Annotated in this window: 9 protein-coding genes and 1 pseudogene; 2 read left to right on the top strand and 8 right to left on the bottom strand. The window is 62.0% G+C overall.

The genetic code is table 11. The features are described 5' to 3' along the window. Positions 1-215: 215 nt before the first annotated feature. The 7 genes and pseudogenes from AC5RU7_RS17055 to AC5RU7_RS17025 all read right to left on the bottom strand — a co-directional run. A complete protein-coding gene (locus tag AC5RU7_RS17055) occupies positions 216-479 on the bottom strand; it encodes a hypothetical protein (protein ID WP_494011127.1) in 264 nt (87 codons plus the stop codon). A gap of 109 nt (positions 480-588) precedes the next feature. Beyond that, entirely contained in the window at positions 589-1,413 is an 825-nt protein-coding gene (locus tag AC5RU7_RS17050; protein WP_494053219.1) for an alpha/beta fold hydrolase, read from the bottom strand. 723 nt (positions 1,414-2,136) lie between these two features. Further along, entirely contained in the window at positions 2,137-2,928 is a 792-nt protein-coding gene (locus AC5RU7_RS17045) for an IclR family transcriptional regulator (protein WP_494053218.1), read from the bottom strand. 118 nt (positions 2,929-3,046) lie between these two features. After that, complete coding sequence (locus AC5RU7_RS17040) at positions 3,047-3,874, bottom strand: fumarylacetoacetate hydrolase family protein (RefSeq protein ID WP_494053217.1); 828 nt, start codon at positions 3,872-3,874, stop codon at positions 3,047-3,049. A gap of 27 nt (positions 3,875-3,901) precedes the next feature. Continuing rightward, complete coding sequence (locus AC5RU7_RS17035; RefSeq protein WP_494053216.1) at positions 3,902-4,828, bottom strand: VOC family protein; 927 nt, start codon at positions 4,826-4,828, stop codon at positions 3,902-3,904. Between the two features lie 37 nt (positions 4,829-4,865). Further along, positions 4,866-5,318, bottom strand: a complete 453-nt coding sequence (locus AC5RU7_RS17030; RefSeq protein ID WP_494053221.1) for a hypothetical protein — start codon at positions 5,316-5,318, stop codon at positions 4,866-4,868. A gap of 126 nt (positions 5,319-5,444) precedes the next feature. Then, positions 5,445-6,473, bottom strand: a pseudogene (locus AC5RU7_RS17025) (FAD-dependent monooxygenase); the annotation flags it as partial. 259 nt (positions 6,474-6,732) lie between these two features. Between AC5RU7_RS17025 and AC5RU7_RS17020 the strand changes: the two are divergent. Continuing rightward, on the top strand, positions 6,733-8,274 hold the full coding sequence (locus AC5RU7_RS17020; protein WP_494011132.1) for an FAD-binding oxidoreductase: 1,542 nt from the start codon (positions 6,733-6,735) through the stop codon (positions 8,272-8,274). Positions 8,275-8,995: 721 nt separating this feature from the next. Beyond that, the gene (locus AC5RU7_RS17015; RefSeq protein ID WP_494053215.1) at positions 8,996-9,763 is read left to right on the top strand and encodes a GntR family transcriptional regulator; all 768 of its coding nucleotides are present in this window, start codon (positions 8,996-8,998) and stop codon (positions 9,761-9,763) included. Positions 9,764-10,267: 504 nt separating this feature from the next. On the opposite strand, the gene AC5RU7_RS17010 is transcribed toward AC5RU7_RS17015, so the two are convergent. Further along, positions 10,268-11,080 carry an ABC transporter ATP-binding protein gene (locus tag AC5RU7_RS17010; protein WP_494053214.1) on the bottom strand — a complete coding sequence of 271 codons (813 nt, stop codon included), beginning with the start codon at positions 11,078-11,080 and terminating at the stop codon, positions 10,268-10,270. Between the last annotated feature and the right edge of the window lie 19 nt (positions 11,081-11,099).

Here is an 11,099-nt window from a genome sequence, read left to right as displayed (position 1 = left end):
ACACCGTTGATGTCGAGGAGGATGATCGGTCTCATGACCGAGACCATAGCCGCTCCGCAGGCAGGAGGGTAGTCTCCAGGTCCTACTTGCCCGTTCTGAGTGGCGGCTGCCGCCACCACGGGGTCTGACGCCGGTCACTCACCAAAACCTTTTCGATCGCCGATGATTTATCTTTTTGCGGAGCCTGAGGATTCTGTGCGCGCTTGGGGGGTGAATCAAGCTCTGATCCCCGCTGCCTTCTCGTGCTTTACGGCATTGCGTAGGGCAGTGTTTTGTAGGCGGTGGTTTTGTTCATGGAGGAATTGGTGTGTTTTGCTGCCTTTGCCTTCCCGCCAGTTGATGTAGCCGATGGCGGTGAGGACGGGTGCCTGGTGTTGGGGGCTGGTGCGGGTGTAGGCGTGCAGGAGCAGTTGTTGCGCCCATTCGATGCGGAACCAAGCGGGTGCGCCTTCGGTTCGGGCGAACAGGGTGCGTTGCATGGGTTCGTCCAGGCCGGGGATGTCTGCGATGAGCCTGTCGCGGATGGGCGGGAACTGGAGGTTTGCGCCAGGACGTGGGAGTCGTCGTCGCTGGGGAAGGCGGCGCCTGTCACAAGCGGGTGCCGAGGTAGTGCATGATCGCCCTGGCCGTTTCCTCCGGAGCGCTAACGTGGGGGCAGTGGCCGGTGGCCTGAAGCTGCACCAGGGTGCTGTGTTCCAGATTCTTGTGCAGGTAGGCGCCCACTTCCGGCGGGGCAAGCCGATCGTCGGAGCACTGCAGAATCAGGCAGCTGGTCCGCACCTTTTTCAGTTCAGCGCGGGTGTCGGAAAAGAAAGTTACCCCGGCGAAGTGCCGCGCGATGGCGGGATTTGTCCGGCAGAAGCTGACACGCAGGTCCTCCGCCAGTTCCGGCTCCTGGGGGTTGCCCATCACCATGGGCGCCAAGGCTGCGGCCCAGGCGAAATAGTTGCTGTCCAGAGATGCGAGCAGGCCCTCGATGTCTTCTCGCGAAAATCCGCCCACGTAGCCGTCGTACGGGTCATCCGTATGGCGGGGTGAAGGAGCAAGCAGGACCAGGTGGGAGAAACGGTTGGGGTCCTGCACTGCGGCGATCACGGCGATCATCGTGCTGACGCTGTGGCCCACCAGGATGACGTCCTCAAGTTCAAGGGCGGCGCAAATCTCCAGCAGGTCTGAGGCGTAACCATCCAGGGACCCGTACTTCTCCCAGTCATAGGCGCTGATATCGGAGTGTCCTGCACCAACATGATCAAAAAGCACAAGACGGTATTCATCAACGAAATAAGGCAGCAGCTTCTGCCACATAGCCTGATCACAGCCAAAACCATGGGCAAACATCATCACCGGCCCATCATCGCGGCCCAACATGGTGACATTGTTCCGGCCAATAACGGCAGCAGCTGCTTCGATCACGTTCTCACTGACCCTCGCGATACGGTGGTGTCCTGTCCCAGATACTATCCACGGGAAATTGAGGATCCCAGGGATCCTTCCACTATGACCTTCAAGGTGCCGTCGATCCAGCCCTTGGATGCGAAGCGGCGTACGCGACTACTCCGACAGGGACCATGTTCGCCATCAGAGCGTTGACGGGTCGTCGCGGGCGTCCCACGTTCGGTCAGCACTTGGAGAATGCCTGCGTGAAATCAGCAAGCGCCCGTTTGGAAAATGACGATTTCGCACCTTTTGTTAGCTGTGGCAGAGGGCCCAGGATGCGGCGGCCGGGGAAGTACTTGGTTAGTTTCCGAAGACTCCTGCCGCCGTCCAAAAGAGCTGCGACGGCCGACCTCGGGATGGCTTCCGGAGTTGCTCTAGCTTGGATAAAGGGGGCTGTGGACATTGTCCACACCTTCGGGCTTGGATCGGCTACCTCATTTACCCTCGGGCAAGCCAGCCCTGGCAAGTCTTTTAGCCGGGGGCGACAACTTCCCGTTGTGCCTTGCCGGGCACGCAGCATCACCTTGGGGTCTAGGACTGGCCCAAGAATACCGAAAACTGAATCGTGGCTGAAATCGACGGCGCGGGCCGGTTTTCAGCCTTGTCCAACCTCGTCGCGTCCGACGCATTCGATGTAGCAACCACATAAGGACAGAATTTGGCGGGGATCGCGGCAAAGAGCGATGGGGGCCTGTTTTGTTATCCTGCGGCGATACGAAGGGTGTTGCTGATTTGTTCGGCCGAATCCCGGACGGCCTTAATGATCTCCTGGCGTTCTTCAGCGTCCACGCGGCTGCCCAGGGCCACCACGCTGACACCGGCGGCGACCTCGCCGCGCGGATCGAAAATGGGGGCGGCGATGCCGAGGGCGTCGGGATCGACCTCTGCGTGGGTCATCGCGTAGCCAGCCGCGCGAATCTCATGCAGCCGGGCCAGGAGGTCTTCCGGCTCAGATAAGGTGCGTTCGGTGAATCGTGGCCGTTGAATGGCGTCAAACAGCTGGCGGGCCTCGGCGTCGTCCAGCCATGCGAGCAGGACCAGCGCCGAAGCGCCAGCTGTCAGGGGCAGCTGGCTACCGCGCTCATAGGAGATGCGTAGCAGCTGGCCCAGGGGTACTTCACGCTCGAGGCATACGACGGAAGTTCCGGCCCGTCGCGTGAGCAGTACTGCCTGTCCGAACCGATCGCACAGCGCACGCATCTGAGGCAGCGCCACCTCGGACAGCCCGTAGCCTTGTCGGGCCACGTGCGCCAATTCAAGGATCCGGAGTCCCAGTCGGAAGCCTCCGGCGGGCGACTCTTCGAGGAAGCCGCGCGAAACCAGTGACTCGAGGTACCTGTAGGCCGTGGACCTGGCCACTGACAGTACTGCGGCCACCTCTACGGCGGAAACCGAGAACTTCGCCTCGTTGAACATCTCGAGGATGGTGAGTGCACGGTCCGCTGTGCTGTTGCGGTCTCGATATCCGCTGGTGGAAGCATGTGAACTCATGTGCCTCAGCTTATCGATAAGCCGATCCGTGATCGGAAACCTGGACGTCGTCTGGTTTCGCTGGGCACGGCCCTGCGGCCTGGTGCTGTTCGTGCAGCCACCAGGCCGCGGGAGGTCTCTACAGGGCTTCGGCGACGACCTTGTTGGTTACCCGGCCGATGCCCTCGATCTCGACGGTGACCGTGTCGCCGTCGTGCAGGAATATCTGAGGGTCGCGGCGAAAGCCGACTCCGGAGGGGGTGCCGGTGAGAATTACGTCGCCGGATTCGAGGCGGGTGAACTCCGAGACGGTTGCTATCAAGCGCGGGATGCTGAAAATCAAGTGCGACAGGTCGGACTTCTGTACGACTTGGCCATTGAGCGTGGTGCTGATGCCCGCGGAGGTGAGGTCCACCTCCTCCGGCGTCACGACGTAAGGGCCGATCGGGGTGGAGTTGTCCCAAGCCTTGCCCTGCATCCACTGGTGCGTCTTGTACTGGTAGTCGCGCATGGTCACGTCGTTGCAGACCGCATAGCCCAACACATGTTCCAACGCGTCCTCTTCCCTGATGCGGCGGCCGGCCTTGCCGATAATGACGGCGAGTTCGCCTTCGTAGTCGACCTGCTGCGCCTCAGGCGGCAGCACGATATCGTCGGTCGGGCCGATGAAGCTGGAGGCGTATTTGGGGAACATGACGGGGTAGGTGGGTAGGTCCCGGTTTGTTTCCTCGATATGCGACTTGTAGTTCAGCCCCACGCAGACGATCCGTGCGGCCGAGGGGGAGGCCGGCCGCAGTCGCACCGCCTGGACGGCAACTTGCTCGTCGTCCAGCAGGGCCGCCCCGCGCAGGATCTCCAGGGACGTGTTCGGGCCGATCTCCGTGATGCCGTTGAGCGGAACCAGGAAGTCGCCCTGGACCTCACCGACCCGCAGGCGGCCGTCGTGTTCGTAGTTTGCGTATGCCATGAGAGTTCCTTACTTCCTTTTGGATGATTAGTTGGGCTGGCTTACCTTGCGCCAGTTCGGCAGTTGGCCACCCCAGAGGTTTACGCTGTGGGCAACCGGTTCCCAACGGCGCGGGACGTAGGTGACGCGGTCGTCGTAGAACTTCTCCATCTCGGCGGACAGCTCGATGTGGTTACCGGCCGGGTCATCGAAGAAGACGAAGAGATTGTTGCCCGGACCGTGGCGGCCCGGGCCCCAGGCAACGTCCACGTTGAGTTCGGTGAGGCGGTCGCACCAGACCTTGAAGTCCTGCCACTCCGCAAGGTCGTAGGAGTAGTGGTCGATGTCCCCGCCCGCTCCGACGTACACGACTGCGAGGGTGTGGTGGTCTTTGTCCGAACGCAGCCAGCAGAACTTTCCGTCCTGGAGCTGGTCGGAGATGCGGAAACCAACCACGTCGGTGTAGAAGGAGACCAGGCGGGCGACGTCGCCGGTGCCCAGCGTGGTGTGCTGGAACTTGATCGGGCGGCGGCCGGTGTCGGCGGTGTTCTCTCCCTGGCGCTGGACCTGGGTATGGAAGTGGACCTCGGTGCCGTCCGGATCGGTAACGGCGATGCCTTCGGGCTTGCCCAGGGGGGCGGTTATGTAGGAGGTGTCGAGCTCGCGCAAGTCGTGCCCTGCGGTCTCGAGGCGTTCGCGGATGCCCGCCAGACCGCCGGCATCGCGGACCTCGAAGCCGTAATAGGCCAGCCCCTTGGGGCCTTCGATAAGGTCGAGGACGTGGTGGCCGCCGCCCCAGCCGAGGCGGACGCCGTCGGGCAGCTCCGCGTGGCGGACCAGGCCGAGGACCCGGCCGTAGAAGGCCTCGGCCGCCTCGACGTCGGGGACACGGAAGCCGATGTGGGAGACCGTGGTTTCACCCAGGGCGCCGGCGGCGCCCTTTTCCTCGAGGATGACGCGTGCTGGACGTTCCATGGTGTTTCCTTCGTTCAATCGGTGGGTTTAGCAGGTTCTAGCGGGCAGCGGTAGGAAGTAGCGGGCCGGACAGCTGCAGTGAGGCGGTTTTGTCCAGGACGGCGGGCAGTCCTGCTGGGGCGAACACCGCGGAGGTGAAGCGGTCCGGGCGGAGGAGTACGAAGTACCCGCGGTAGCCTTCGAATTCGCGGTAGAGCGAACCATCCAGGTCGATTAGCAGCCCGTCGACGTCGGCGTTGCGCGGCTGGATGTCGTCAAATGGGATGTACCAGCGCGAAGCGCCGAAGCGCTGTGCCAGTTGGTTGGCCTCCGTCCAGTCCCCTGGGACCACGTCGACGCCGAACAGCACCCAGCCGTCGCCGACGATGTGGTCCATACGTGCGGTGGTCCGCGAGCTGGTGTCGAACACCAGCGGTTGGCCGATGGCACGTCCGGCGTTCTCGGTGACCGTCAGCTCCGAGTCGAACTGGGCGACGGGGCGGTAGCGCATTTCCTCGAAGAAGGCCCGGCCATCATCGGTGGCGAGTGACTCGCGGATGATCTTGTCACGGTGGCGGGCCAGCCGCTCGGATGTGCTCATCACGACGCTGCCCAAGCGGACGGACTGCGCGATGATCGCGCCGGCGTGGGGCTTGCGCTCGGGCTCGTAGCTTTCGAGAATGCTGTCCGGCGCCTTGCCTTGGATGACCTCGGCGACCTTCCACGTCAGGTTCGCGGCGTCGCGGATTCCCGAGTTCAGGCCTTGGCCCGCAAATGGCGGCATCATGTGGGCCGCGTCGCCCAGCACGAAGAACCTGCCTGCGCGGTAGCGGTCAGCGTTGGCAGCGTTGAAACGGTAGTTGGTGGCGCGTTCGACCTGCTGAGGTTCGATGCTGCGGTACGGGGCCACCAGCTTCTTGATCAATTCAAAGTCCGGGGCATGGCCCGGTTCTCCTTCGCCGTCGAAGAGCCGGAATTCGTAGCGGCAGCGGCCGTTCAAACCTGGAACGATCACGTGCGGGCGGTTCGGGTCGCCGTGGTGCATCGCGTAGCGCTCAATGTGCGGATCCTCGAGGGTGTCGGCCACCAGCCAGACGTCCGAATAGCTGCGACCGGACATCGCGTTGTCCATTACCAGTTCTCGGACGATCGATCGGCCCCCGTCTGCGCCGAGGGCGTAGCGGGCGGCGATAGTTTCCGTACCTGCCGGGCCTTCGGTGGTCAAGTAGGCGAAGGCATCGTCCTGCTCTACGTGCGTGACCTTGGTGTTGTACTCCAAGGTCACCAGATCGTGGTTGATCAGGCCCTGGGCCAGGACTCTTTCAAGGTCGGGCTGCGCAAAGGGGTTTTTGAAGGGGTGGCCCAAACGGTAGGGGATCGCGCCGCGGGCCTGGAACATAGGACGGTTGTCGGCGTCGTAATAACGGGTTCCGGTTCCCGGCACAATGATGCTGGAAATTTCCTGGTCGATGCCTGCCTGCTGGTAGGTCCGCAAGGCCTCGTCATCGATGCTGATGGCCTTCGGTTCCTCGCTGGTGCCGGAGCGCATTTCCAGGACCATCACCGTGATTCCGCGTGCGGCCAGCAGCGCAGCCGTCGTCATCCCGACCGGCCCCGCTCCAACTACCACTGCATCCGTGCAGCGTCCCACCTTGCGTTCGTTCATCTGGGTGTCCTCTCTCGAACTGTAAAGCAGCATACGAGCCGCATGTCCTAATATCAAGGACCCGCGACCTGATAGTCAGGAGAGTTTGGACCGATAGTCTGCAGTTGAGCACAGATTGAGGGGTTACCCCAGAATGGACATTTTACTTAACAATGCATTCCGGTGATGATTGTGGAATACCTTCGGCATGCCGCTTCGGCTGCCAACACCTATCCGGCACCGTTCAGAATGCCTGCCGGACCGGACTCTCAGGAGCACCATGACCGCCACATTCCTTGATAGGGCCGCATCCATCGTTGGTGAACAGAATGTGGTCCGGCCGGGGGGCGAGAGGGCATACGCTGACCCATTTCCGCTGCACACCGGCCGCGACGCGGTCGCGGGCGTGCGCCCCGGAAGCGTCGAAGAGGTTCAAGAGGTTGTCCGTCTTGCCAACGAGACGAGTACGCTGCTTTGGACGGTCTCCCGGGGCAAGAACTTGGGTTATGGGGGGTCGGCGCCCCGCACCCAGAACCAGGTCGTCTTGGACCTGAGCAGGATGGACGCCATCCACCAGGTAGACCCGGAGTTGGCTTACGCGGTCATCGAGCCCGGCGTGACTTTCTTCAACCTCTACGACCACATCCAGGAGAACAAGCTTCCCCTGTTCGTCTCCGTGCCAGCCCTGGGCTGGGGGTCCGTTCTCGGCAACGCGTTGGACCGCGGCTACGGCATGTCTCCGTATGGAGACCACGTCCAGCAGCTGTGCGGGCTGGAGGTAGTCCTGCCGGACGGGTCTCTGCTTCGCACCGGTATGTGGGCACTGGAGGACAGCCCGTTGGCCAATGTCTTTAAGGGCGGTTTCGGACCCAACATCGACCAGCTGTTCACCCAATCCGGCCTCGGGATCGTTGTGCGCGCCGGCCTCTGGCTGATGCCCTGGCCCGAGGTCTTCGCCTCCGGTGACATCACGGTAGACCGGGTGGAGGATCTTCCCCAGCTGATTGACACCATCGCTGATCTGCGCCGGCGCGAGGTTTTCCAAAACAACTGCCTGGTCGGCAACGTAGTGCGTGCCGGGACTATGCAGGGCCCTCGGTCCACTTGGTATGAGGGCAAAGGATCCATCCCCGACGATGTCGTGGAACAGATGCGCGACAAGATGGGCATCGGGCACTGGAACGCGCGTTTCGCCCTCTACGGGGATCCGGGCATGGTCCGCGAACGGCTGCGTATCATCGAGGCTGCCTTCGACGGTCCCGGATTTCAAGTGCAGGCACGTATATATGAGGGCAAGGACGGCCAGCCTGTCACCTACGACGACATTGACCCGAAGGACCATACGACGATGGCCGGAGTCCCGTCTCTGAAGGCCTACGACACCCTAGGGTGGTATGCCGAGGACGGCGGCCACATCGACATCGCACCCCTACTGCCCGCTCGCGGCGATGCGGTAATGGATTTCTACAACGTGGTCAAAGCTCTTTACACTAAGTACGGCTTCGATCTCTACATCGGCTACCACATCTACGCCCGGCACCTAGTGCACGTCACCATGATCTTCTTCGAGAATGGCAACGAGGAGCAGCTGGCTCGGGCACGCGCACTGTACGAGGAGGTCCGGCAGGCCGCGGCTCGCCGCGGCTACACCCCCTACCGGGGCCACATCGACAATATGGACGACATCGCCGCCGAGTTCTCCTTTAACGATCATGCGGTCCTGCGCTTCCAGGAGACCCTGAAGGATGCCTTGGATCCCAATGGAGTCGTGAACCCCGGCAAACAGGGCGTTTGGCCGGCCCGGCTGCGCGAGCAGCGCTGAGTCGGCGACACGAGAGGAAAGCACCTGCCTATCGGGCAGGCTCTTTTCAGGGCCTTGTCTACCGATACCAACACCGGTACCGGTGCCGGGGTCGCCTGGCGCGATCTACCGCCTGCGTTCGGCCCTAGCGGACGGTGTGGAAACGCCACCGGCGGTTCAGCCGAGACGGCAACATGCTATTGTCCCAGCACGCACGGTGCGCCCACTGACAATCGCATGCCCAGGCGGTCACCACGGCTCTAAACTCCGGTCGAGGTTGTAGACGCTGCGCCGACCCGACTGCCATATCGCCAGAGGCTCGATTAGGGTCGTGGCGGCGTTCTTGAGCGCATCGGTGATGAGATCGGTAGGCATGGGATCGCCGGTGGACCAGCCCGTTTTCTTCAAGTAACAGTCGATGACAGTGGTGTGGTGGACAAACCCTGCACAGGTTGGATGAAGGTGATCACCGACGATTCACCCCGGGCGCTCGGCGGCAAGAATAGCTGCTGGCCGCGTCGGCCCGGCATGGTTTGCGCCCCCAGCCGTTTCGTGATCGGGGGTGCCACCGGGGCCGGCCCGGGGGAGCTGATTGATGTAAGGACAAGACCAGCCGGAGATTGTTCAGGGCCACCAGGAAGGTAACGCCTGTAGCCACGAGTACAGGGGTTTTAACAGATTTGGACAGACAGCCACGGACAAGAATGCACAGATTAGTCTGCAATACACAAAGGTGTAGAGCGTGACATCTTTGCGTAGTTTAAAGTATATTGCAGTCATGGCTCGAAGCGGCACTTCCGAAACCCTCAGCACCGGCTTACGCGACCGGATACGCAAAGACATCCTGGCGGGGCGCTGGGTCCCGGGGCAGAATCTTCAGCTGATGCCCTTATCCAAGCATTACGAGACCTCCAGCACCGTCGTGCGGGAAGCCCTAACCCGACTCTCTGGTGACCGGCTGGTGGAGCTCAAGCCGAATCGTGGCTTTTTCGTTCCCCAGATCTCGCTCGATGAGCTGCGGGACTTCAACGAGCTGAGGTGCCGCGCCGAGGAGTTCGGCATCCAGCTCGCCATCGAGCGGGGCGACCTGCACTGGGAGTCTGAAGTCTTCGCCGCCCATCATATGTTGGAGCGCATTCCACGCTTCTTGGAGGGGAGCCTGGAGCTAAACCCTGACTGGGTCGAGGCCCATGACAATTTCCACAAGAAGATGCTCTCGGCGTGTGGGCTGCCCGTACTGATCGACCTGACCTCCGTGCTGGCCGATGAGAACTCCCTGCATCGACGCTGGTCGGCGCCTTCGCAGAAGTCTGTGAGCCGCGACATGGACCAGGAGCACCGAGAAATTCTGCAGGCAGTGGTGGATCGAGACGCCCAGTTAGCAGGACGGTTACTGCGAGAGCACTACACGAAGTCCATGAATAACATCCTCGAGGTGGGGTTCCTTCCGGAGGCACAGCGAATCGCCCAGGCTGAAAGTCTGTTGGATGAGGCGCAGACCCCAGCTTGATTGTGCATCCTCATCCTCATGCTCCAGAGGTACCGTCCGTGCCCCGAACCCGTGATTAGCGGAAGGGCTTGCAGCCCAATGTTTTCTTTCGCAGATACGTTGGACCCCAGGATCCGGACATCATCGGGGATGATCTTCATATTTTTCCTGCCTGCCACGTAGGCATTAAGGGGTCACACTAATCAGGGCAAGGGCACAACATCGCCGCCCACAGTGTGTCGAGCGCACCGGAGCTTTCGTGGAGTCCCCACACGGACCTGGAGCAGATCTATGACGAGGAGCCCCTGCCCATCTATCTGGCCGGGCGACGACCGGGCCTTAGCCAGGAAGGGATCGATCTATGATTTCAGTGAGTATCGCTCGCATGGCATCGGCCCGGTCGAGGAGGCCATCACGGTCAGGTGAAACGGCTGCGAACACTGTCGCAACCTCCTCACCTGCGCACATCGCACCTGTTCCGACGGCCGACCTCACGCCCCCACGTAAGCGTTTGGACGCCCGGCGCTACTTGCGGAGTCGGGTCAGGATGCGCCCGCGGGCGTCCTGGAACCGCGGGTCCGCCTTGGTGGCAACTTGATCACGGTGCGTGCCGAATCCGGTCTCGATCACGTCCACGACGGTCGCTGGCTTCTCGGCGATGACGATCACCCTGTCAGCTAGATAGATGGCCTCGTCCACGTCGTGAGTGACGAGCATAATCGTCACTCCGAGCTTCTCCCGGAGGTCGATCACCAGGTCTTCGAGGTCGAAGCGTGTTTGCGCATCGACGGAGGCGAACGGCTCGTCCATCAGCAACACTTTGGCGTTGTACGCCAGTGCACGGGCTATGGCCACACGCTGCTGCATGCCACCGGACATCTCCCACGGGTACTTGTCCCCTTGGCCTCCCAGCCCTACGGCATCGAGGGCCTCGTCTGCGGCCTTGTTGCGCACGGGCTTCTTCTGGCCGCGCCCTTGCAGCGGGAAGGCGATGTTCTCGCGGGTGGTCATCCACGGCATCAGGGATCGTGAGTAGTCCTGGAAGACTACTGCCACATCACGGTGCGGTCCATCGAGGATACCCCCACTCACCATGACTTGGCCGGCCTTGGGCTTGAGCAGACCGGACAGGCCTTTAAGCAGAGTCGTTTTGCCGACGCCGGACGGGCCGACGATCGAGACGAACTCCCCGTTGCCGACAGTGAGGCTCAGGTCCTCGATGATGCACTTCTCATCAGCACCCTCCCCGTAGCCCAGCGAGAGGTCTGTGACGCGCAGCAGGACATCTCCGCTGATGCTTGTCAGCGTACCGGCGGAGACGCTTTCGGTGTTAGACATGGTTCAAACTCCTTGTAAA

It is taken from the genome of Arthrobacter sp. K410C, assembly GCF_059090105.1.
The sequence above is the reverse complement of the archived record's forward strand: the minus strand, read 5'-3'. Positions and strand labels throughout refer to the sequence as shown.